Raw genomic sequence first — 23,061 nt, 5'->3', positions numbered from 1 at the left:
ATGTCGACGGTTGACCGAAACGTGCCCCAACCGTTATCCGGCGCCCTTGCCGTTGTCGACCCGATAGACGGCGCCGTGGACCGCGGCTGCGGCGTCACTGGCGAGGAAGGCGATCACGTTGGCGACATCGAGTGGTTGCATCATGCCGCGCGGCGAGGCCGTGCGCAGGATCAGGTCGTAGTTCGGATTGTCCGGGGCGCTGAACTGTTCGATTTGCGGGGTGAGCATGCCGCCCGGACACACCGCATTGACGCGCAGGCGGTCCGCCGTGTACTCGACGGCCAGCGCGCGGGTGAGGCCGAGCAGCCCATGCTTGGCGGCGCAGTAACCGGCCGAGTACGCCTGGCCCTCGACGCCGGCGATCGAGCTCACGTTGACGATGTTTCCGCCCCGCTCCAGCAGGTGGGGCAGCGCGGCCCGGCAGAGATAGAAGGGACCGTTCATGTTGACCGCCACGTCCTGCTCCCAGTCGTCGTCGGTCATCGACTCCGTCCGGCGCATCTGGTGCTTGCCCGCGACATTGACGAGAATGTCCAGGCCGCCGAATTCGCGCACGCAGTGCTCTACCGCGTCTCTGCAGGCCTGCGCCGAGGCAATGTCCACCGATGCGTAGCCACCGCGTTCCACGTCGACAAAGACGTCGGACAGGCGGCCGGTGTCCCGACCGATGCCGAAAACCGTTGCGCCCTGACGGGAGAACAACTTGGCGGTTTCCGCGCCCAGGCCCGACGACGCCCCCGTCACCAATGCCACCTTGCCCTGCAGCGCAGCCATGCCAGCTCTCTTCCTTCTCAACGACGGTCGATGCGGCGGAATGCTTACAGCACTCTAGGAGGACCGCATGCGCACGACGCTACCCCGCAGAAGCTCAAGGGGGACAACCGGTCTCGACCCTCGTTTATTGAAGAAGATCCGCTCGAGGCGCAAGCTCTGCTGGAGCCGGCGGGCTGTGATCAGCGCGAGCAGGTTGAATGCCAGCTTGCCCAGTGCGATTCGGCTGGTGCGCCTCGTCCAGGTGGGCCGCGGGGTGCTGGCGCGGCGCCCGAAGTAGTAGCCGATGCATGTTGCCGTCGTGAGCGCGCAGATCGCCGCGATTACCGTCACGTGACGAGCGTCCTCGGTTGCCGTCGCGAGAAGGTCACATGACGGCTACACCTCGGAGAACAAGTCTGGCCCCACCGCAGGCGACGAAGTCCTACGATTTGGGGGTGGATGAAATGCCCCACTACACCGGCCCGATAGATCCGGCCAACCGCAACATCTTTGGGGCATGCCTGTCACTGGTCGGTTTGGGCTCGATGATGATCGCGACCCTCCTGTTGCTGATGGCCGAGAGCACTCCCGCGTTGGCGTTCAGACTCGAAGCGGGATTTTTCCCGCCACTCTCCGAGTCTGCGGTGCAGTCGGCCCGGACCGAGGTCGTCATCGCGACCGTGCTGATCGTCCTGGCCACGGTGTCAGCGGTTACGGCGGTTGTCTTTCGCTCAACCGTCGCATGGCGGCTGATCGGCGGGGTCACGTTGCTGGCGCTGATCGTGGTCGGGCCGTTGCTGTGGGTCTGTTACGACTTGGCCTTTTGAAGACCGCCGTCTCGCGTGAGTGATTATCGGCGTTGACGGGACGGCTGACGGCATTCGGCTTTCAGTCGACCTCGAGTCCGCTTGATGCCGCGATCAGGACGCGGCGGTCCCCACCGACATGGGGATATTCGTCATCGGGCAGGGGCACTAGCTGTTGCTGTTCTGCCCAGTCGGCGGGGTCGGCCTCCACCGGCATTAAGTTGTGCAGCCTCACCGAGTGCCGGCGTGCAGCGCTGTTGAGCATGGCTTTGTCGATCACAGCTATCCTTTCCCTCGTCGGTGACGAATACTGCTGACTAGCAAGGCCTTTCACTCTGACGAAACTTCTGTGGCTGATGGGAGGGTGGGCGGTCCGCCCCGGGCCGAGGTGCCTGGCTTGGCAGTGGCCTGTCCTCGTCCGCGCAAGGACTGAGGTGTTGCCCTTTGGTATTGCCCGGATCGGCGGACTGCCCAGTCATCCTCGCTGTGATGCCATCACCTGCCTTTCTAGAGTGTTGTGTCACGGGTTGGCCGGGTGCTTCGGCGCGGAGGGCCGCGCTGAACGGCGCGCACAGTGTGCGGTGGCGCGCTCCAAGGCTGCGCGTCTACCTCCCACGACCGACCAGGTGACCGGGGCCCGAGTCGAGCACACCCAGTCACTGGTGGCGCCGGTGGCCGACGAAGCAGGGTCGCTTCCGCCGCGCACAAGATCGCGTCGACCTCGGCAATCAGCACCAAGGTTTCTGGGTCAACGTCGGGTAAAAGCGCCAGCTGCTGCTCTGGTGAAGCCCCAGTGCCCGTGGCGTGTTCCGAAGCTGTCCCGGTGCTGCAGTGCGTTGTCATCAACCCACGTTCCGTCAGCATCACACCGGCCCATCACGCGCTGATTGCGGTCTGCCGCCTATCTCCGCGCTCGACGGCGATCTTGCGCGGCTTGGCCTTCTCGGCCACCGGAATACACAACCTCAGCACCCCGGCGTCATAGCGCGCGTCGATACGGTCGGTGTCGAGATTGTCGCCGAGCACCAGCTGGCGGGTGAACACCCCACGCGCCCGTTCGGTGGCCAGCATTTCCCGGCTTGGGTCCACATCGGGGCGTTCGGCGCGCACCGTCACCACATTGCGCTCGATGTCGAGGTCCAGCGACTGTTCATCGATTCCGGGCAGATCAAATTCGACCACGAATTGCTCGCCATCGCGCCAGGCGTCCATCGGCATCACGGCCGGACGCGCCGCGGTGCCGAATACCTGCTGAGTGAAGCGATCGAGGTCACGAAACGGATCGCTACGAACCAACATGGTCGTCACCTCCAACACTCCTATCTGCTGTCTAACTGCTCGATTATCTGTGCCTTGCGGCATAGTTTTTATATAACGCGGGACGCCGGTCTTGGCAAGGGGTCTGCTGAAATTTTCCTCTGCCGGTCAGCGTGGCCAGCCTTGGAAAGCTCGAGGAAGGGGTTGCCCGCGACGTGTGAAATGGCATTACGCTCGGCGCTTCCTCAATACTCAGGCCGCCTGCTGCTCGAACGCCGATGGTCCGTGCTGGGCGCTGTGGCACGGCTGGTCTTCCTACGGGGTGACGCCGTCCAGTGGAATCCCGCCGATGACTGGTGCAACGCAGGCGAGCTTGTCACTGCGCCGCCAGAACCGACCGGCACAAGCTGGGCGATCAGGGGACAGATCGTGAACTGTCGCGTCGACCAAGCTGACCCGCAACCGCCGCCATCGTCGGTGTCATCCGCGTTGCGGCCTCCGGTGGCCTGGTGCGGCCGCGTTAGTGTGCGTAGGTCGGCTTCCATGAACAGGCCTACAGAAAAGTTGGGCAAAAATATGACAGCAGCAGCAGAAGCGTCAGCACTCGAAGCGCGGGTCGGTCACTTCTACCAGATCGACGACACGTACCAGGTCGGCCGTGAGAAAGTGCGCGAGTTCGCCCGTGCCGTGCAGGACTATCATCCTGCGCACTGGAAACTCGACGCCGCTGCTGAGCTGGGATATTCGGACCTGGTGGCTCCGCTGACCTTCACGTCGGCTCCGGCGATGGCAGCCAATCGGCACTTGTTCGAGTCCATCGTCATCGGTTACGAGATGTATCTGCAGACCGAAGAAGTCTTCGAGCAACACCGACCGATCGTGGCCGGCGACGAACTGCACATTGATGTCGAACTGTCATCGGTGCGCCGGATCGCCGGCAGAGACTTGATCACGGTGACCAATACCTTCACCGATACCGCCGGCGAGCGGGTGCACACCCTACACACCACCGTCGTCGGCGTCACTGCCGAGGATGTCGATCCGGGGATCAGGACCGTCGCGCAGCAAGTGATGATGCACGACGTGAACCTCGCCGGAATCGACTACTCCGAAACGGACTACGAGAAGACAGTCCGTCCCACAGACGAGGTTCGGATCGCACCCGGGGGCATGACCCGCACCCCGGGGACACCATCCTTCGATGACGTGAAGGTCGGCGACGAATTACCGGTCCACCACGCCCGACTGTCGCGCGGCGACCTGGTGAACTATTCCGGGGTGGCCTGCGACGCCAACCCGCTTCATTGGGACGAGAACCTCGCCAAATTGGCGGGGCAGCCCGACGTGATCGCCCACGGAATGCTCACCATGGCGTTGGGTGCCGGTTTCGGCTCAGCATGGTCAGGCGATCCCGGTGCCGTTACCCGCTACGCGGTGCGGCTGTCCCAGCCCGTGGTCGTGTCGGCCAGCGAGGGTGCCGACATCGAATACAGCGGCAGGATCAAGTCACTGGACCCGGAAACGCGCACCGGAGTCGTGATCGTCGGCGCAAAGTCGGCCGGCCGCAAGATCTTTGGTCTGGCGACGTTGAACATCCGTTTCCGCTGACGTCTACTGGGATGGCAGGCGCCGGCACCATTGTCATCGCGCCATGTTGGCGAAGCGCGACAGGTGCAACTGGTGGGCCACGGTGACCGTCTTGGTTGGGCCGTTGCGGTGTTTGGCGAGGATGAAATCCGCCTCTCCCCCGCGCGGGTCGTCCCGTTCGAACGCATCCGGTCGGTTTAGCAGGATCACCATGTCCGCATCCTGCTCCAGCGATCCCGACTCACGAAGGTCGGACAGCATCGGCTTCTTGTCGGTGCGCTGCTCGGGACCACGGTTGAGCTGGCTGATCGCGACGACCGGAACCTCGAGCTCCTTGGCCAAAAGCTTGAGCTGGCGCGAGAATTCGGACACCTCTAGCTGTCGCGACTCAACCTTCTTTCCCGACGACATCAGCTGCAGATAGTCGACCACGACCAGCCTCAGGTCGGATTTCTGCCGCAGGCGGCGCGCTTTGGCGCGGATCTCCATCATGGTCAGGTTGGGCGAGTCATCGATATACAGTGGGGCCTCGCTGATTTCGCTCATGCGCCGCGCCAACCGCGTCCAGTCTTCATCGCTCATCCGGCCCGATCGCATGTCGGCGAGTTTGATCTTCGCTTCCGCCGACAGCAACCGCATGACGATCTCGGACTTGCTCATCTCCAGCGAGAAGATGACGCTGGCCATGCGGTGCTTAATTGAACACGAGCGCAGGAAGTCCAGGCCAAGGGTGGAGTTGTGAGTGGGGATCATTGCGTTGCTCGCCAGATACATGTGGCTGTTGTTGTCCACTTCGACACAACGCACAGCAACTGTCTCGACAGGGCGGACATCCACGATGAAGCGTGATCCCGAGCGCGCGGTGCCGGTAGCAGCCCGACGCTCCTTGTGCACGATGGCCTTTCGCTCCAAGGCGAACACTTTGTCTTCGGTGGAGAAGGTCAGGGTGTAGGCGGTGCTAGTCGATTCGTGGCGCCCGCGGACGCGCTTGGTCGAAGTTTGGCAGCGATAGCCAAGGCTGACGATCAGCTCGGCGACATCGCACGCGAGCCGCTGGTTTGTGACTGAAAACTGCACGGCACCACCGGCTGTCACGGTTCCATCGGTATCGAGCAAGCCAGCGAGTAACTCGCGCCGTTGCGCCTCGGATCCCCGCAGGTATTCCATGGGGATGTGCTTGTTTCCAAGCACTCCGATTGTGCGCAGGCGCGCCTGCAAGGTGCCGACCGTGGAGTGGCATGTCTGGCACAGTCGCAGCCCCACGGATGGTCCCCCGCAACGGTCGCAGGTGGGGCTGGGTACCGCGTCGGAAATAAATCGTGCCCGGCCGCCACACGAGCGTCCACAGGTCCGCACCTGACTGGTGTGGGGGATGAACGACGTGCCGCAGACCACGCACTGGCGCGGGGCTTGATCAGGATGAGCCGGCAGACGGAGCTGGTAGCGGTACCGCGCGGATTCCGAGGGAACCGCGACGACGCCGTCCGCTTCGATGCGCATGACGATTTCAGGATCGACCGCGGTGATCTGGGCTGCGGCGCTGGTGCCGTCTCCGAGCCAGGCGCCGAGTGTGTAAGGGGGCACCAGGTATTCGCGATCCGGTAAGACCAGGGCACGCGAGTTGACGACGCTGTGGTTCAGTCGCCGGTCTTGAGTGGGGCAGCGCAAGCTTCCGGCGATCTCGGCCGTCGTTCGCACCGCGGCAAAGGTGCGTTGATTCTTGTACCGGTTGTAACCCACCGCCGCCGCCTGCGCTGACTTCCGTGACGCGCGCGTCTCGGTAAGCCACTGATGCGCCGCGTCAGCGACGATCACTGTCCCGTCAGAGAATTCCACCTCGTAGCACGGCCGTCCCAGCATCACGTCGGTCGCCGCCACGACTCGCGTGGGCTGTCCGTCGGCGCCGAGCAACTCGTCACCGACCGCGACATCACCCATCGTCGTCCAGCCCGTCGGTGTGGGAAGCAGCGTGTCCAACGCGAGAGCTTTCCCGACTCCAGGTCTAGCCGCCACGATGATCATCTGCCCGGCGTGCAGGCCGTTGGTCACCTCGTCGAGTTCGGTGAAGCCGGTCGGTACGCCGCGCGCCACACCGCCGTTGGAGGCGATGGCGTCGATCTCGTCCATCGTCGGCTGCAGCAGATCCTCGAGCGGTACGAAATCCTCCGTCGTGCGCCGCTCGGCCACCTCGTAGATTTCCGCCTGCGCGCGGTCGACGACCTCGGCCACGTCGGCACCCTCGGCGCCCGCGTAGCCGTATTGCACCACCCGGGTGCCGGCCTCGACGAGGCGCCGCAGCAGCGCCTTCTCGGCCACGATGGTCGCGTAGTAGCCGGCGTTGGCCGCGGTGGGCACCGTCGAGATCAGGGTGTGCAGATAGGGCGCACCGCCGATTCGACGCAGCAGGTTGCGGCGGTCCAATTCCGCGGCGACCGTCACGGCGTCGGCCGGCTCCCCACGCCCGTACAGATCCAGGATCGCGTCGTAGACGTTCTGGTGCGCGGGGCGGTAGAAGTCCCCGGGACGCAGCCGTTCGAGCACGTCGGCGATGGCGTCCTTGCTCAGCAGCATGCCGCCCAGCACGGCCTGCTCGGCCGCCAGGTCCTGCGGCGGCTGACGCCCGAAATCCTCGCTCGGCGACGATGCATCCATGCCCGACGTCAGATCATCGACGACCGCCATGGATTCCCTTCTCCCGTGATCCATTCATCCGAACATACATTCGATAGCTGGCATTGAGGGTAGGTCAAGGTCCTGACACCTTCGCCGCAGAGCGCCCGCACGTCCGGCGCCGGGACGACGTTAGACGTTGCTGGCCACTAGGTAAAAGGGGAGCTGTTCATGAAGCTGTGCATCGTGTGTGCATATCTGTCGACACCTGTGTTGAGCGGGGTGTGGAGAACCTGTGGATTAATGCAAAGGGCGAGGACATCGGCGCAGATACCGGCCATACAACGCCATCAAATTAGTGTGGACAAGAATCTCTACGGCGTGTCGGGCCAGGTTACCGTCCCGGGCGTGTTGGCTTTCCGCGACATTTTCCCAGCGTTACGGGCCGGTAACGCGGGCCGCCGAAATGTACCCGGGAAATAGTTCGCTAGGGAGCACGTCCGCGACCGTCCGGGACGAAGGTCCGCCGCAAGCCCGCAGCGCAACGAAGCCCGGCGGCGGCCGAGAGGGGCCACCGCCGGGAATGAGCAAATGTCGGGCGCTTAGCTCTGCGCGACGACCTCGAGCGCGACCTCGACGTCAACCTCGGGGTGCAGGTGCACCGCCACCGGGTGAGTACCGAGGGCTTTGATGTGCGACTTGGGCAGCCGGACGATCCGTTTGTCCAGGTTAGGGCCGCCCGCCTTCTTGATCGCGGCGACGATATCGCCGGCGGTCACCGAGCCGAACAGCTTCCCGGAATCCGCCGCGGTCTTCACGGGCAGCGAGACCGGCCCCAGCGCCTCGATCGCCGTCTTGAGTTCGTTGGCGTGGCCGAGGTCGCGCACCGCCTTGGTTTCGCGGGCCCGGCGGATATCGTCGGCCTGCTTCTGCGCGCCGCGCGAGGCCACGATCGCCAGACCGCGCGGGAGCAGGTAGTTGCGGCCGTAACCGTCCTTGACCTCGACAGTGTCGCCGACGGTACCGAGGTGGTCGACGTCAGCCGTCAGAATCAGCTTCATCGTTTTCGTACTTTCAGTTGGCCTTCAGCGCCTATCGCGCCGAGGAGGTGAAGGGCAGCAGCGCCACTTCGCGGGCATTCTTCACCGCGATGGCGATGTCGCGTTGGTGCTGGACACAGTTGCCGGTGACGCGACGCGCACGAATCTTGCCGCGCTCACTGATGTACGTGCGCAGCAGCGCGGTGTCCTTGTAGTCGATCGCTTGATCCTTCTTGGCGCAGAAGACACATTTCCGTGCCTTGACCGGCTTTTCCGGTGCCGGGCGCCGCTTGTTGGACTTGGCCATGTCTGTCTTTCTTTTCCTTTTCTACTGCTGAAGTTCTGTTAGAACGGCGGTTCGTCGTCGCCGCCGCCGAACGAGCCCGATGCCGGGGCACTGCCCCACGGGTCGTCGGCCGGTGCGCTGCTCGCGGGCGCCGCCTGCTGCTGGCGGGATCCGCCGCCTCCCCCACCGCCGAAGCCACCGCCACCGCCGCCGCTGCGCGAGGCCTTGTTGACCTTGGCCGTGGCGTACCGCAGCGAGGGGCCGATCTCGTCGACCTCGACCTCGACGACGGTGCGCTTCTCACCTTCGCGCGTCTCGAACGAGCGCTGCTTGAGCCGGCCCGTGACGATCACGCGGGAGCCGCGGGTGAGGCTTTCGGCGACGTTCTCGGCCGCCTCCCGCCAAATGTTGCACCGCAGGAACAGCGCCTCGCCGTCCTTCCACTCCCCGCTCTGGCGGTCATAGATCCGAGGCGTCGACGCCACCGTGAAATTCGCGACGGCGGCACCCGACGGAGTGAACCGCAGTTCAGGGTCTGCGGTCAGATTTCCGACGACGGTGATAGTGGTGTCACCAGCCACAGTTTCCTCCTCGTTCCACGCTGTTGCTCGCCGCTCCGGAAGTGGATGTCATGAGCGTGTCCTCGCTGAGCCTACGCAGGTGCACCCCGCCGTGGGTCCACGGCGCGGCCACGATTGTTAGTGCTTGTCGGTGCGCATCACCTTGGTGCGCAGTACCGACTCGTTGAGGCTGAGCTGGCGGTCGAGCTCGGACACCGTCGCCGGCTCGGCTTTCAGGTCGACGACGACGTAAATGCCTTCGGCGTGCTTGGCGATCTCGTACGCCAGCCGGCGCCGGCCCCAGATGTCGACCTTGTCGACGGATCCGCCATCCTTGCGGACGACGTTCAGGAACGTCTCCAAGGACGGAGCAACGGTGCGCTCGTCGAGCGTGGGGTCAAGAATGACCATGATTTCGTATGGACGCATGGAAACCTCACCACCTCCTCTGGTCTCAAACGGCCACGGTCGATCCGCGGCAGGAGGGTCGCCTGCGTCGGCAACCGCCCAAGGCTACCGGATACCGGCCTGACCAGAAAAATCCGGGCCGCGGGGCAACCTCACTAGCGCCGGGCGGCCATATATTCCTTGGCCCTGGCCAGCGTCGCCGGATCGGCCTTGCCGAGCGCGCCGGAGTCGAAGGGCGGCTGCGGGTCGTATTCGATGAGCAGCTGGGCGGCCTGCGCCGCCTGACGATCGACGAGCAACTCGACCAGCCGCAACGCCATGTCGATGCCGCTGGACACCCCGGCCGCGGTGATGATCCGCTGCGGTAGGTGCTCGACCACTCGTTCGGGCACGTAGCGCGCACCCAAACTGTTGAGCAGGTCGGCGGCCCCCCAGTGGGTGGTGGCGGTCAACCCGTCCAGCAGCCCGGCCGCGGCGAGCAGCAGCGCGCCCGTGCAGACCGAGGTGGTGAACCTGGTGTGCGGATGCACCGCCCGCAGCCAGTCACCGATGGCCTCGTCGTGGATCAGTTGGCGGGTGCCGATGCCGCCGGGAAACACCACCACGTCCGGTGCGCTCACCTCGTCGAACGTGGCGTCGCAGGTCACGCCGAGCATTCCGTTTTCGGTCCGCACCTCGCCGCGGCGCTGCCCGACGAACACGACCTCGATCGACGGGATGCGTTGCAGCACTTCGTAGGGGCCCACCGCGTCGAGCGCGGTGAAGCGCGGAAAGATCGGGATGACGACTTGAATCATGACGTCACGTCGCGCCGACGTCGCTTGCCATCGCGGGTTGTTTGCCGGCGTCGTCGGAGGCGGGGGCGCTCGCGCGGCGTGACCCCACCGGCCGCAGCCAGTCCGGCAGCCACTGCGGCGGGGCGTCGGGTGCGCGGTCGAACGGCCCGCCCGCCGGATCGTCCACCCGTCCTCCCCAGCGCACCAAATCCTCGTCGGGCCGGTAGATCTGGCGGATCACGAGCGCGCACAACACCATGACCGCGACGTCGCGCAACAGCACCGTGGTGGTGAAGAACTGCTCGGGCAGCGAACGGTTCGGGTTGCCGTACAGGTAATACATCCGCGGCACCCACACCAGCGCGTCGATGGTCATCCAGGCCAGGAGCACCCGGCGATGCGGCAGCGCGAGCACCGCCAGCGGCACCAGCCACAGCGAGAACTGCGGACTCCACACCTTGTTGGTCAGCAGAAAGGCGGCCACCACCAGGAACACCACCTGCACCACCCGCGGCCGTCGCGGAGCGGTCAAGATGATGAATGCGATTGCCGCACAACACGTCACGAACAGCACCGCGACCACCGTGTTCAGCACCGTCGGCGGCTGCCAGAACCCCAGCTTGGGATCGAAACCCCGCCAGCCGGTGAACGATTTCACGACGTTGTACAACGAGTCCATGTCGTCGCCGCGTCGCGTATTGAGCCGGAAGAACTCCGACCATCCCCGCGGAAAGAACACCAGCACGGGCAGATTCACCAACAGCCAGGTCGCCACGGCCGCCACCGTGGTGCGCCCCCACGCCCGCAGCCGCCCGGTACGGATTCCCAGCAGCAGCATTGGACCCAGGAACAGCAGCGGGTACAGCTTTGCCGCGGCCCCCAACCCGATCAGCACACCGGCGAGCACCGGCTTGCGCCGCGCCCACGCCAGCAGACCGGCCATCGCGAATCCCGTTGCCAGCGCGTCGAAATTGGTGAAAATCTGAAAGATCAGCACCGGTGCGGCCGCCACCAGGGCCCCATCCCAGACCCGCCGGCCGGCCAGGCCCGCAGACGCCCAGACGGTGGCCAGCCAGGCCAGCGCCAAGCCGAACGCCGAGACGTTGAAGAACATCACGACCTCGGCGACCACCGGAAGCGGGGCCACCTTGCTCAGCGCCGTGTAGGTCTTGGCCAACGCCATCGACACGTACTGGTACATCCCCGTCAGCACGGGATACTCCATGTACCGCACCGCGGGCTGGCCGTCGTAGCGGATCTGCTGGGCGCCGGTGGAGTCCGTCTCGATCCAGCTCGACTTGTAGGGAAATTTGCCCTGGCTCAACAACTCCGCGCCGTAGAGCGGCACTGTGTCGGAGTAGCACAACTCGTAGTAGGCGCGCTGGTTGTCCCAATTGGCCACGCGCTGATCGCCGGTGCCGGTGCCGGTGCTTTGCAGGCAGGCCGCCTTGGTCGACCAGCCGAGCGCCAAAAACACCAATCCGATCAGGAACATCACCCGCAGCGGGGTCATCAACCGAGCGCGGCCGATCAGTGCGTGCCGGCCGACCGGGCCCCCGACGACGTCGGCGAGCGCGGCGCCCAGAAAGTCGGTGCGGCTCGGGCAGTCTCGGTTATCGGCGCTCCGCAGGTCCGCGGCCAGCGGCCGCGGTGAAATCGTGGCGCCCTGTTCCGCGTCCCCGGTCACGGCGGCGGAGGCGGCGCTTGGGGCCCACCCGGCGGCGCACCACCACCCGGCTCCGGAGAGCCCGGCGGGCCGCCCCCGGGCGGCGGTGGCGCCAGCGTGATCGTCGTGGGCGGACCGACCGGGATGGTGATGCCCGGCGCCACTTCGATGGTGGGCTGAATGACGGTTTCCGCCGGCGGCTTCGGCGGGGGCGGCGGCGCCGGCACACCCGCATAGCCGCCGATCTCGGTGGGCTTGGGGAAGGATTCGTTGGAGGTGCCCTTGAGGGCGCCGTCCATGGTGGCCTTCCAGATATCCGAGGGCAGCCCCGATCCGTAAACCGGTGCGCCCGAAGCCGTTACGAGTGGCTCGTCACCTTTGGCCGTACCCAGCCACACTGCCGTCGACAGCGACGGCGTGTAACCGACCATCCAGGCGTCCTTGTCCGAGTTGGTGTCACCTAGCTGCGTGGTGCCGGTCTTGGCCGCCGACGGCCTGCCACCGGCCAGGGCGTGGCCGCGCGAGTAGCTGGCGATCGGCGCCATGGCCGCGGTGGCGTTGTCGGCGACGGCCTTGGGGATGCGCTGCTCGCCGTTGTTCTCGGACTTGCTCGCATCGAAGAGCACCTGGCCGTCGGAGTTGACGACCTTCTGGACGAAATGCGGCCGGTGGTAGACACCGGACGCGGCCAGCGTGGCATACGCGGAAGCCATGTCGATCACTCGGGTCTGATACTGGCCCAACACAATTCCGTTGTTCGGCGGTCCACCCTTGCCGTCCTCGGACAGCGTGTGGGGCACGCCGGGGAAGCTGGTCGCGACGCCGGCCTGGTGCGCCGCGTCGGCCACGGCCTGCGGCCCGCCCTTGAGCTTGAGCATCAGCCGGTAATACGAGGTGTTCAACGATTGCTTGAGCGCCTGGGCGATGTTGCACGTCCCGCAACTTTCGCCCTCGACGTTCGTGATCTTGATGCCGTCGACGGTCAGCGGCGAACTGTCCACTTGATAGCCCAGGCCGATCCCCTGCTCGAGCGCGGCGATCAGGCAGAACACCTTGAACGACGACCCGGTCTGCAATCCGGCCTGAGCGAAGTCGAAACCGTTGGCGTCGCTGCCGCCGTAGTAGGCCCGGATGGAGCCGTCGTGCGGATCGGCCGACACCACCGCCGTACGCATGTCGGGGTCTTGTCCGTCAAGGTATTTCGACACGGCCTTCTCGGCGGCCTGCTGGGCCTTGGGGTCGATGGTCGTGGTGACCTGCAGCCCCTGGGTGTTCAGGGTCCGTTCGTCGATGTTGAACAGATCCATCAACTCTCGGGTCACCTGGCGCTCGATGAGGCCATTGGGCCCGGTCGTCTGGTTCTCCGCGCGTGCCTGATCGGGTGGCACGGTCTGCGGGAACACCTGCGCGGCACGGTCGTTGGACGACAGCGCCTTGGTTTCGACCATGCCGTCGAGCACCCAGTTCCAGCGCGCCAGGGCGCCCTTGGGGTCGACGGCCGGGTCCAGGGTGGATGGGCGCCGAATGAGGGCCGCCAGCAGCGCTCCCTCCGACACGGTGAGCTGCTCGACGGGCTTGTCGAAGTAGGCCTTCGACGCCGCGGAAATGCCGTAGGCGCCGCGGCCGAAGTAGATGATGTTCAGATAGGCCTGCAGCACTTCGTCTTTGGACCACTCCCCCGACATCTTGGTGGCGATGACCAATTCCTTGGCCTTGCGCATCAGGCCGCTGATGCCGTGTTGCGCCGAGCCGACGAGGGCGTTCTTGACGTATTGCTGGGTGATCGTCGATCCACCCTGCAGGTCCCCGCTGCCGAACAGGTTGTTGCTCACCGCCCGCGCGAAGCCGCTGAAGTCGAAGCCGGGGTTGGAATAGAAGTTGCGGTCCTCGGCGGCGATCACCGCCCGGCGGACATGCACGGGCACTTGGTTGAGGTTGACGTCGACCCGATTGCCCTCCGGGGGAATGATTTTGGCGATCTCCGAGCCGTCGCTGGCCAGGATGGTCGAAACCTGGTTGGTACGAAGGTCACCCGGCTTGGGAATGTCGACGATGAAGTACGCCATGCCGAAGGTGACGATGGGCAACAGCACCAACACGGCCGCACATAGGTAGGCCGCCCGTCGCACCCACAGCCAGTTGACCTGCTGCGTCCAGGGCCAGTCACGCCACGGCCCGGCCGCCCGCCTGCCGGGTCCGTCGGAACCCCCCGACCCCCCACGCCGCGGCGGCGGCGGCGGGGGTCCGCCGGGTGGGCGGCCTCCGAAGCTGGCACGCTCCTGCCGGCCGGACGCGGGCCCTCGGCGGTCCAAGGCGGCCTTGACCTCGTCGAGCGCGTCACGCCGCACGGGCGCCGACGGGGGCCCGGCCAGGGCGGCTTTGACTTCGTCGATGGGATCGGAACGCCGGGGCGCGCGGTCATCTTTGACCGCAGGCAGGATCGTGGTCAGGCGATCGTCGGGCGGGCCCTGCCGGCGGCGATTGGACGGTGGCGGCGCATTCCGTTGGCCGGAATTCTGAGGCTCGCCACTCCGGCGCTCGCGGTCGGAATGGTCGTCCTTGTCGTGGTTGCCCGCCCGCTCAGTGCCTGGCCCACGTTGGTCACCGGACGACTGGCTGTGCCGTCCTTCGTCGTTCGAGCTCATTCAGTGGCCGTGCGGGCGCCGTTGCGCGCCGTCCGCGAGCGCCCGCCGCCCTTGGGAGGAGATGCCGGGCGCGCCGCACCGAGCACATAGGACTTGACGAGGTGGTTCCAGCTGCACGTGCGGCACACCTCCACCACGTGGACCGCGAACTCGTCGAATCGGGTGGCCAGCATCACCAGCTCCTCGGCCGTGCGCGCCGAGCCCGAGACCGCGCCCAGGTGTTCGCCGAACACCCACGACACCAGCGTCAGCTGCTCCTTGCGGCAGATCGGGCACATGACCTGGCTTGGTTTCCCGTGAAACTTGGCGGCGCGCAGCAGATACGGGTTCGCGTCACACACCTCGGACACGCCCGTTCGGCCCGAGTACACCTGGGCCAGCAGTGAGCGCCGCCGAAGCGCGTAGTCCACCACTTGTCGCTGCAGTCGCACGCCCACCAGAGTACGACGCCATCCCGACCAGTGATACGCAACCAAAACTGTGGCGGCCCGCCCCACGGCGATCGATGGCGGTTTCCGCGCCCAACCGGAGTCGGACTTCTACGATCATCCCGTGGCGAAATGGCTCGGGACACCGCTCGCTGGCGGGGTGACGGCGAGCACCCGCGCCAAGGACACCGACCGTCAAGACACTTGCGCGATCCTCGACAACGCGCTAAGCGACGGCGAGGTCTCCGCCGAGGAACATCGCGAACGGGTCAGCGCGGCCACCAAGGCGGTGACGCTCGGCGACCTACAGGCTCTGGTGGGCGATCTGCAATCCAACACCAGCCGGCCATTGCCCGCGCTCGACTCGCGGCCCAAACGTCCGCGGCCGGGCGGGCGGGGCCCGCTGGCCGCCGCCTTCGTCGTCGCGGTCCTGCTGGGCATGGGGATCGGTTGGGGCCTTTACGGCAACACCCGCTCGCCGCTGGACTTCACCACGGACCCGGGAGCCAAGCCCGACGGCGTCAACGCCGTCGTGCTGACGCCGCCCACGCAGCTGCACTCGGTCGGCGGCCTGACGGGATTGCTCGAGCAGATGCGCAAACGGTTCGGCGACACCATGGGCTATCGGCTGGTCATCTACCCGACCTACGCGGCGCTGGACCGTCCGGACCCCTCCGACGACCGGCGGGTGCTGGCCTACACCTACCGCGGCGGGTGGGGCGATCCGACCAGCTCGGCCAAGAGTTCCTCGGACGGTCCCGCGCCGGTCGACCTGAGCAAGTTCGACGTCAACGCGACGGTGGGGATCATGCGCGGGGCGCCGGAGACGTTGCGCATCAAGCCGGCCGACGTGAAGTCGACGTACTTGATCGTCGAGCCGGCCAAAGACCCGACCACGCCCGGCGCGCTCACGCTGTCGCTGTATGTCTCCAGCGACTACGGCAGCGGCTACATCGCCTTCGGCGGTGACGGCACCGTCAAGCAGATGAGTTTGCCCACGTAACGTCCGGCCCCGCCCCCCACGGGCTGTGACGAATTGCAAACCAACACCGAGTGGTGTTGTGGCTAATATATCGGGACGATACGATTGCGCGAGGCGTCGAATCGTCGTAACTAGTCAAGCAAACCGTCTTTGAGGGGGTGAATCGATGCTGGAGCTCGCCATCCTGGGCCTCCTGATCGAGTCGCCCATGCACGGCTACGAGTTGCGCAAACGGCTGACCGGTTTACTCGGCGCGTTCCGGGCGTTTTCGTACGGTTCGCTCTACCCGGCCCTGCGCCGCATGCAGGCGGAAGGGTTGATCGCCGAGGACGCCGCGCCGGCCGGGACGCCTGTCCGGCGGGCCCGGCGCGTTTACCAGTTGACCGACGAGGGCCGTCGGCGTTTCGGTGAGCTGGTGGCCGACACCGGTCCCCACAACTACACCGACGACGGCTTCGGGGTACACCTGGCGTTCTTCAACCGGACTCCGGCGGAGGCGCGGATGCGCATTCTGGAAGGCCGCCGCCGTCAGGTCGAGGAACGGCGGGAGGGTCTGCGTGAAGCCGTGGCGCGGGCCAGTAGCTCGTTCGACCGCTACACCCGCCAGCTTCATCAATTGGGGCTCGAGTCCAGTGAGCGCGAAGTCAAGTGGCTCAACGAGCTCATCGCTGCGGAGCGGGCTATGCCCGGCCTCTCCGAGCAAACATAATCCCTGCACGAACCCAGCATCCCAGTCAGAGGTCAGAGGTTAGGAGAACGCCCATATGAGTGAGCAGAACGCGCCGCTTGCGTCGACGGAGGTACGAGTCGCCATTGTCGGCGTCGGTAACTGCGCGTCTTCGCTGGTTCAGGGCGTGCAGTACTACTACGACGCCGACGAGAACAGCACCGTGCCCGGCTTGATGCACGTGAAGTTCGGTCAGTACCACGTGCGCGACGTGAAGTTCGTGGCCGCGTTCGACGTGGACGCCAAAAAGGTCGGGTTCGACCTGTCCGAGGCCATCTTCGCCTCGGAGAACAACACCATCAAGATCGCCGACGTGCCGCCCACCAACGTGACGGTGCAGCGCGGCCCCACGCTGGACGGCATCGGCAAGTACTACGCCGACACCATCGAGGTATCCGACGCCGACGCCGTCGACGTGGTCCAGGCGCTCAAGGACGCCCAGGTCGACGTCCTGGTCTCCTACCTGCCGGTGGGCTCCGAAGAGGCCGATAAGTTCTATGCGCAGTGCGCCATCGACGCCGGCGTGGCGTTCGTCAACGCGCTGCCGGTGTTCATCGCCTCGGACCCGGTGTGGGCCAAGAAGTTCGCCGATGCCGGCGTGCCGATCGTGGGCGACGACATCAAGAGCCAGGTCGGCGCGACCATCACCCACCGCGTGATGGCCAAGCTCTTCGAGGACCGTGGCGTGCAGCTGGACCGCACCATGCAGCTCAACGTCGGCGGCAACATGGACTTCCTCAACATGCTCGAGCGCGAGCGCCTCGAGTCCAAGAAGATCTCCAAGACGCAGGCCGTGACCTCCAACCTGCAGCGCGAGTTCAAGACCAAGGACGTGCACATCGGCCCGTCCGACCACGTCGGCTGGCTCGACGACCGCAAGTGGGCCTACGTCCGACTCGAGGGCCGCGCCTTCGGTGACGTGCCGCTGAACCTGGAGTACAAGCTCGAGGTCTGGGACTCGCCGAACTCCGCCGGCGTCATCATCGACGCGGTGCGCGCCGCCAAGATCGCCAAGGACCGCGGCATCGGCGGCCCGGTGATCCCGGCGTCGGCCTACCTGATGAAGAGCCCGCCGCAGCAGCTGCCCGACGACATCGCGCGCACTCAGCTCGAAGAGTTCATCATCTCGGGCTAAACAACCCTTTCGCGATCCGCGAGCGTAACGCCACGGCGATTTTCACGGCTGGAATTCGCCACAGCGTTACGCTCGCGGGCCCGCATTAGCCACCTATTCGTCGACAGAATGCTGTGCGGGTGCTTAGCATCATCTCTCGATGACCGTTCACCCCGCGGCGTTCCTGCGCACCACGCTCCCCCTCGACCTGTCCCGGCTGGGCGAACTCGACAGCGGCCGCTACCACTCGATCTGGCTGCCCGACCACATGGTCAGTTTCTGGCCCGACTCGATCTGGACTCCCGAGTTCACCGACCTGGCCACCGCTTCCCCGTCGCCGCACCGCCACCTCGACGGGCTCGCGGTCGCGGCCGCGGCGGCCGTGCTGACCGAGCGGGTGCCGATCGTCAGCGCCGTGGTCGACACGGTGCGCCGCCATCCCGTCATGCTCGCGCAGACCGCGCTGACCATCGATCACCTCGCCAAGGGGCGCTTCATCCTCGGCCTGGGCAGCGGCGAGAGCGAAAACACGCTGCCCTACGGTTTTGACTTCTCTCGTCCGGTCGGCCGTTTCGAGGAAGCCCTGACGGTGATCCGCCTGCTCTGGCAGAGCGACGGCCCGGTCGACTTCGAGGGCCGGTTCTACTCGCTGCACCACGCGCGCCTGGACACCGAACCCTACGAGGGCCGGACACCGCCGATCTGGATCGGCGCCAGCGGCCCCCGGATGCTTGACATCGCCGGCCGGCACGCCGACGGATGGTGGCCGGCGGGCGCCTGGACTCCCGAACACTACGCCGAGATGCTCTCCACCGTAAGGGCTTCCGCGGAGCGCGCCGGCCGCGACCCGATGGCGATCACCCCGTGCTTCATCCAGGTGTGCATGATCGGCGAGGACGACGCGGCCCTCGCCGAGATCCTGCAGGCCCCCCTGGTCAAGGCGTTTCTGCTACAGGTCTCCGCGAAGACGTTGCGCGACTTCGGTTTCGAGCACCCCATGGGGGACGGTTGGCGTGGCTTCCAGGACATCGACCCCGCGGTCCTTACCCGGGACCGCATCGTCGGCTTCCTGGGCAAGGTGCGCCCCGAGATGGTGCTCTCCGTCGTGCCCCACGGGACACCGAAAGAGGTCGCCAAGATCGTCAAGACCTATGTGGACGCGGGACTGCGCGTACCCAAGATTCTCGACTACGGCGCCATGGCCGGTCTGACGTACGCGCAGACCTCGGCGGCGAACGTCCGCGCCGCCGAGGACGAACTCGTGCGGCTCTGCGGAGACCCGTCGTGACGACGCTTTTGGACGCCTCGGAGCTACTCGCCGCCGCGGAGGCCGAAACCGGGCTACGCGACTACGGCGATCCGACCTTGCCGGAGCGCTTCGCCGTCGCCGTCGACCATCTCAACGGCCTCGGCCTGGACGCCGACGGCAGATTCGAGGCCGCGCAGGTGTGTCGATGGCTGCTGACCTCGCGGCTCGAACTCATCGAAGACCGCAACCGGTACCCGATCGGCGAGGAACTGATCGACGCCCCGATGTTCGTCACGGGCGAACCACGCTCGGGGACAACGCTGATGCACGCCCTGATGTCCGTCGACCCGCACGCGCGGGCGTTGCGGTTCTGGGAGGTGATGTATCCGTCCCCGCCACCGGGACTCGCCGGACCCGACGACGAGCGCCGGGCGCGCGCCGACGCCGACTGGCGCGAGATCAACGCGAAGATGCCCAACTGGCTGCACAGCCATCCCTACAACGACATGCTGGGCGACGGCCTGCCCGAAGACGAACGCACCTGGGCGTTCGATTTCCGGGTCATGACACCCACCGCGTGGTGGCGGGTCCCCATGCAGTCCCTGGTCGGTGGCCTGGCGACCGACCCGGCCGCGCAATACCGGCTCCACAAGGCGATGCTGCAACAGCTGCAATACCACCGGCCGCGAAAGTACTGGGTGCTGAAGGGCTTTCACGGCTTCCGGCTCGAGGAACTGTTCGGCACCTACCCCGACGCGCGGATGGTGTGGCTGCACCGCGACCCCGTGCAGGTCGCTGCATCTCGCACCATGATGATGGCCGACATCGCCGAAGGCATGGTCGGCTCGGTCGACCTGCACGCCCTGGCGAAGATGCACTTGGAGCTGACGCGGGCCGGCGTCGCCAACACCATGAGCAATCCCCTGGTCGACGATCCCCGCATCCTGCACGTTCGCTACACCGATTTCGTTGCCGATCACGTTGGCGCCGTGCGGCGTTACTACACGTTCTGCGGTCGCGAACTGACCGCTGATGCCGAGACGGCGATGCTCACGTACCTGGCCGACAATCGCGGCGACCGCTACGGCAAGTTCCGCTACTCCACTCAACTCTTGGTCGATATCGGTGAAGACCTCGATGCGTTGCATGCCGAATTCCGGCCGTTTCGTGAGCGATTCGGCGTCGAGATCGAGAACCGAGGCTGATGCCATGCCGGCCCACGAGCGTCTGTCGGTGCACAACGTCACGTTCTACGGCTCGTCGTTGGCTGAGCTGGAACGGCACTGGGTGGATCTAGGGGTCTCCCGGTTGAGCGTCCTCGACGGCCAGGTGCTCGACCCCGAGTTTCGAGAGATGATGCAGCGCAACGATTTCGCCGTGGAGGCGGTGTGTCATATCTTCGCGGGCGGCCGGCTGTCCGCCGATTGCCAATCGGCGCGCGATGCGCTGATGCAGGTGATCGACGCCGCCGCCGGCGTGGATGCGCGGGTGGTCTACATGCTCACCGGCGGTCGGGAGGCGCTCGGCTGGGCGCAGGCCGCTGACCGGTTCACCGCCATGGTCGCCCCCTGCGTCGATCACGCGAAGCAGGCCGGTGTGGCGCTCGCGATCGAGAACGCTTCCAGCCTGTACGCCGACATTCATCTCGCCCATACCCTGCGCGATACCGTCACGCTGGCGGAGATGAGTGGGCTCGGCGTCTGCATCGAGCTGTTCCACTGTTGGGCGGAAGGCGATCTCGACGCCATGGTGCAGCGTGCGTTGCCGCGAACGGAACTCATCCAGCTCAGCGACTACGTGCTGGGTGACCGCGCGCTTCCGGGCCGCGCGGTGCCCGGCGACGGCGCCATCCCCATCGAGACGTTCGTGGCGCGGGCGCTCGCGGGCGGCTACTCGCACGGGTTCGACCTGGAACTCATCGGCCCTCGCATCGACGAAGAGGGCCGACTCGAATCCGCCCGGCGCGCATGCGATGTCGTCGGCGCGATGCTGGACAGGCTGGGTGCGTGAGCATGGCCTTCGGTGACGGTCCGGACGACGCGGCCCTGCAGGCGGCGTGGGCCGACTTCTGTGACCGGCTGCGGCGCGCCGGCGAGCGCGCCTTCAAGGATCCCAACCCCACGTCGGGGATCCATCGCGTCGACGCCTACCGATTCCTCGCCCAAAACCTCGGCCAGGCCTTCGATCTGGCCCTCGAAACCCGCGACGCCCGCTACCCCGCGCTGCACACCTTCAGCGGCCCCACCCGCAAGCTCGGCGGCGACTGCGCCGACTTCACCTATCAGCAAGCCTGGATCGACGGGCGAGCGGCCTACCGGCTCACCGGCACCCGGGGCACGTCGCGGTTCTTCAACGTCACCGTGCAGGGGCGCCGCAACCCCGGGCCCGGCGTGCTGCACGAACCCTTCGGTGACACGCCGGAAGCCAACCTGCTCGGCCATCAGCTCCGCACCGGCGAACATGGTGAATTCGAGCTGTATATCGGCGGGCCCGAGCGCGGCCGGAACTGGCTGCCCACCACACCCGAGTCACGAAAGCTGTTCATCCGGCAGGGATTCGACCGCTGGGACGAGCTGCCCGCGCAGCTGCGCATCGAGCGCGTCGACATGGCCGACCCCAAGCCACTGCCCACCCCCTCCGACATGACCGAGGCGATGCGCTGGGCCGGCGATTTCGTCACCGGACTGATGGCGGATTGGCCCGAGTTCCCCTTCCAATACGGCGGCGTCGACGCCGACCACCCGAATAGCTTCCCCAGTGTCGGGGCGACCGACGCCGACACCAAGCGCGGCCGCGGCGCCGCCAACATGTATTGGAAGCTGGCCGGCGACGAGGCGCTGATCGTCGAATTCGAGGCCCACGACGGGTTGTGGATGTTCACCAACATGGGGGTCTTCTTCAACAGCATGGATTACCTGTACCGCCCGGTGAGCTACACACCGAGCCGCACCAAGATCGATCGCGACGGACGCATCCGCCTGGTTATGGCTCACCGTGATCCCGGAGTGCACAACTGGCTGGACACCCAGGGCTTCGAATGCGGCAACCTCACCTACCGGCACATGCTCGAGGGTGAACCCGCCGCGCTTCAGACCCGGGTGGTCAAGCACGACGAGCTGCCCGGGGCGCTCCCCGAGGGAACCGCGATGGTGAGCGCCGACGAACGCGCCGCCGCGATGTGGGAACGCTTCCGCGGCATTCGCCGCCGCTATGTCCACTGAAGCGACACCAGGGCTAGGGTCAAAGATCGTGACCGAAGTATCTGAGGACGGGCTGGCGGAGCTAACTGAATTCGCGCTGTTGCACGAAAACGCGGAGCAGGCCGGCGTGTCCGGCCCACTGCCCGACGTCGAGCGCGTCGAATCGGGCGCCGGCGAAGGCAAGATCAGCGCGCTACGCTGGGGCGGCGCCGCGCCGCGGATCGTGTTCATCCACGGCGGCGGGCAGAACGCGCACACCTGGGACACGGTCATCGTCGGCCTTGGTGAGCCCGCACTGGCGGTCGACCTTCCCGGCCACGGCCACTCCGCCTGGCGCGAGGACGGCGACTATTCGCCGCGGCTCAACGTCGACACCCTGCTGCCGATCCTGCGCGAGCACGCACCGACGGCCGACCTCGTGGTCGGCATGTCGCTCGGCGGACTGACCGCGATCCGGCTGGGCGCGATCGCGCCCGAACTGGTCAAGGAGCTCGTGCTGATCGACGTCACTCCCTCGGCGCTGCAACGCCATTCCGAGATGACCAAGGAGCAGCAGGGCACGGTGGCGCTGATGCACGGGGAACGGGAGTTCCCCAGCTTCCAGGCCATGCTGGACCTGACGGTCGCGGCCGCGCCACACCGCGAGGTGAAGGCGCTGCGCCGCGGGGTGTTCCACAACTCCCGCAAGCTCGACAACGGCAGCTGGACGTGGCGTTACGACGCCATCCGCACCTTCCCCGACTTCTCCGGCCTATGGGACGACGTCGACGCGTTGGCCGCACCCGTGACCCTCGTGCGCGGTGGCACATCCGGCTTCGTCAGCGACGACGACGCGGCCGAACTCGCCCGTCGCGCAAAGCGTTTCCGCGGCGCGCACGTGGTCGAGAACTCGGGCCACTCCGTGCAGAGCGACCAACCCCTCGCGCTGATCGACCTGCTGCGCGGGGTGCTCGACGCGCGCTGAGCC

The 23,061-nt window shown here is 66.3% G+C and carries 23 protein-coding genes; 10 read left to right on the top strand and 13 right to left on the bottom strand.

The window, feature by feature from the left end; translation table 11 throughout:
• Positions 1–33: 33 nt before the first annotated feature.
• Entirely contained in the window at positions 34–774 is a 741-nt protein-coding gene (locus G6N26_RS18250; RefSeq protein ID WP_083015649.1) for an SDR family NAD(P)-dependent oxidoreductase, read from the bottom strand.
• 54 nt (positions 775–828) lie between these two features.
• A complete protein-coding gene (locus G6N26_RS18245) occupies positions 829–1,104 on the bottom strand; it encodes a hypothetical protein (RefSeq protein WP_083015653.1) in 276 nt (91 codons plus the stop codon).
• A gap of 104 nt (positions 1,105–1,208) precedes the next feature.
• On the opposite strand from G6N26_RS18245, the gene G6N26_RS18240 reads away from it, so the two are divergent.
• Positions 1,209–1,580, top strand: coding sequence for a hypothetical protein (locus G6N26_RS18240; protein ID WP_131813326.1), 372 nt, complete (start codon positions 1,209–1,211; stop codon positions 1,578–1,580).
• Between the two features lie 61 nt (positions 1,581–1,641).
• Here G6N26_RS18240 and G6N26_RS18235 read toward each other — a convergent pair whose 3' ends face one another.
• Both G6N26_RS18235 and G6N26_RS18230 read right to left on the bottom strand, forming a co-directional pair.
• Positions 1,642–1,839 (bottom strand): hypothetical protein, encoded by a 198-nt coding sequence (locus tag G6N26_RS18235; protein ID WP_067170754.1) that lies wholly within the window; start codon positions 1,837–1,839, stop codon positions 1,642–1,644.
• Between the two features lie 596 nt (positions 1,840–2,435).
• Positions 2,436–2,858 (bottom strand): Hsp20/alpha crystallin family protein, encoded by a 423-nt coding sequence (locus G6N26_RS18230; protein ID WP_067170991.1) that lies wholly within the window; start codon positions 2,856–2,858, stop codon positions 2,436–2,438.
• 534 nt (positions 2,859–3,392) lie between these two features.
• On the opposite strand from G6N26_RS18230, the gene G6N26_RS18225 reads away from it, so the two are divergent.
• Positions 3,393–4,424 carry a fused (3R)-hydroxyacyl-ACP dehydratase subunits HadA/HadB gene (locus G6N26_RS18225; RefSeq protein ID WP_067170751.1) on the top strand — a complete coding sequence of 344 codons (1,032 nt, stop codon included), beginning with the start codon at positions 3,393–3,395 and terminating at the stop codon, positions 4,422–4,424.
• Positions 4,425–4,457: 33 nt separating this feature from the next.
• Here the strand turns inward: G6N26_RS18225 and dnaB are convergent, their stop codons facing one another.
• The 9 genes from dnaB to G6N26_RS18180 all read right to left on the bottom strand — a co-directional run bounded on the left by dnaB (position 4,458) and on the right by G6N26_RS18180 (position 14,825).
• Positions 4,458–7,085 (bottom strand): replicative DNA helicase, encoded by a 2,628-nt coding sequence (gene dnaB / locus G6N26_RS18220; RefSeq protein ID WP_067170748.1) that lies wholly within the window; start codon positions 7,083–7,085, stop codon positions 4,458–4,460.
• Positions 7,086–7,615: 530 nt separating this feature from the next.
• Positions 7,616–8,074 (bottom strand): 50S ribosomal protein L9, encoded by a 459-nt coding sequence (rplI, locus tag G6N26_RS18215; RefSeq protein ID WP_067170745.1) that lies wholly within the window; start codon positions 8,072–8,074, stop codon positions 7,616–7,618.
• Between the two features lie 31 nt (positions 8,075–8,105).
• A complete protein-coding gene (gene rpsR, locus G6N26_RS18210) occupies positions 8,106–8,360 on the bottom strand; it encodes a 30S ribosomal protein S18 (protein ID WP_003874730.1) in 255 nt (84 codons plus the stop codon).
• 38 nt (positions 8,361–8,398) lie between these two features.
• Complete coding sequence (locus G6N26_RS18205; protein ID WP_067170743.1) at positions 8,399–8,920, bottom strand: single-stranded DNA-binding protein; 522 nt, start codon at positions 8,918–8,920, stop codon at positions 8,399–8,401.
• Positions 8,921–9,037: 117 nt separating this feature from the next.
• The gene (rpsF, locus tag G6N26_RS18200; RefSeq protein ID WP_007771721.1) at positions 9,038–9,328 is read right to left on the bottom strand and encodes a 30S ribosomal protein S6; all 291 of its coding nucleotides are present in this window, start codon (positions 9,326–9,328) and stop codon (positions 9,038–9,040) included.
• Between the two features lie 134 nt (positions 9,329–9,462).
• Positions 9,463–10,104 carry a DJ-1/PfpI family protein gene (locus G6N26_RS18195; RefSeq protein WP_083015657.1) on the bottom strand — a complete coding sequence of 214 codons (642 nt, stop codon included), beginning with the start codon at positions 10,102–10,104 and terminating at the stop codon, positions 9,463–9,465.
• A gap of 4 nt (positions 10,105–10,108) precedes the next feature.
• A complete protein-coding gene (locus G6N26_RS18190) occupies positions 10,109–11,770 on the bottom strand; it encodes a glycosyltransferase family 87 protein (protein WP_067170740.1) in 1,662 nt (553 codons plus the stop codon).
• Positions 11,767–14,394 (bottom strand): transglycosylase domain-containing protein, encoded by a 2,628-nt coding sequence (locus tag G6N26_RS18185; RefSeq protein ID WP_083015661.1) that lies wholly within the window; start codon positions 14,392–14,394, stop codon positions 11,767–11,769. The genes G6N26_RS18190 and G6N26_RS18185 overlap by 4 nt, the downstream gene beginning before the upstream one ends.
• Positions 14,391–14,825, bottom strand: coding sequence for a DUF5318 family protein (locus tag G6N26_RS18180; RefSeq protein ID WP_067170985.1), 435 nt, complete (start codon positions 14,823–14,825; stop codon positions 14,391–14,393). Before G6N26_RS18180 ends, G6N26_RS18185 begins: the two co-directional genes overlap by 4 nt.
• Positions 14,826–14,946: 121 nt before the next feature.
• Between G6N26_RS18180 and G6N26_RS18175 the strand changes: the two genes are divergently transcribed.
• From G6N26_RS18175 to G6N26_RS18140, 8 genes are all read left to right on the top strand, one after another.
• Positions 14,947–15,825, top strand: a complete 879-nt coding sequence (locus tag G6N26_RS18175; protein WP_083015963.1) for a DUF1707 SHOCT-like domain-containing protein — start codon at positions 14,947–14,949, stop codon at positions 15,823–15,825.
• Positions 15,826–15,970: 145 nt separating this feature from the next.
• On the top strand, positions 15,971–16,513 hold the full coding sequence (locus G6N26_RS18170) for a PadR family transcriptional regulator (protein ID WP_003874738.1): 543 nt from the start codon (positions 15,971–15,973) through the stop codon (positions 16,511–16,513).
• A gap of 55 nt (positions 16,514–16,568) precedes the next feature.
• On the top strand, positions 16,569–17,666 hold the full coding sequence (locus tag G6N26_RS18165) for an inositol-3-phosphate synthase (protein WP_067170731.1): 1,098 nt from the start codon (positions 16,569–16,571) through the stop codon (positions 17,664–17,666).
• Positions 17,667–17,805: 139 nt separating this feature from the next.
• Positions 17,806–18,933, top strand: a complete 1,128-nt coding sequence (locus G6N26_RS18160) for an LLM class flavin-dependent oxidoreductase (protein WP_083015666.1) — start codon at positions 17,806–17,808, stop codon at positions 18,931–18,933.
• Positions 18,930–20,099: a sulfotransferase family protein gene (locus tag G6N26_RS18155; RefSeq protein ID WP_083015669.1), complete on the top strand. Its 1,170-nt coding sequence runs from the start codon at positions 18,930–18,932 to the stop codon at positions 20,097–20,099. The genes G6N26_RS18160 and G6N26_RS18155 overlap by 4 nt, the downstream gene beginning before the upstream one ends.
• 4 nt (positions 20,100–20,103) lie before the next feature.
• Positions 20,104–20,904 carry a sugar phosphate isomerase/epimerase family protein gene (locus G6N26_RS18150; RefSeq protein ID WP_083015673.1) on the top strand — a complete coding sequence of 267 codons (801 nt, stop codon included), beginning with the start codon at positions 20,104–20,106 and terminating at the stop codon, positions 20,902–20,904.
• A 2-nt stretch (positions 20,905–20,906) separates the two neighbouring features.
• The gene (locus G6N26_RS18145; RefSeq protein ID WP_083015677.1) at positions 20,907–22,115 is read left to right on the top strand and encodes a DUF1214 domain-containing protein; all 1,209 of its coding nucleotides are present in this window, start codon (positions 20,907–20,909) and stop codon (positions 22,113–22,115) included.
• Positions 22,105–23,058, top strand: coding sequence for an alpha/beta fold hydrolase (locus tag G6N26_RS18140; protein WP_139799094.1), 954 nt, complete (start codon positions 22,105–22,107; stop codon positions 23,056–23,058). Before G6N26_RS18145 ends, G6N26_RS18140 begins: the two co-directional genes overlap by 11 nt.
• Positions 23,059–23,061 lie beyond the last annotated feature (3 nt).

This window comes from Mycobacterium marseillense, from assembly GCF_010731675.1.
GTDB lineage: Bacteria > Actinomycetota > Actinomycetes > Mycobacteriales > Mycobacteriaceae > Mycobacterium > Mycobacterium marseillense.
Note: the sequence above shows the minus strand (reverse complement) of the source record. Positions and strands in the feature narration are given on the sequence as shown.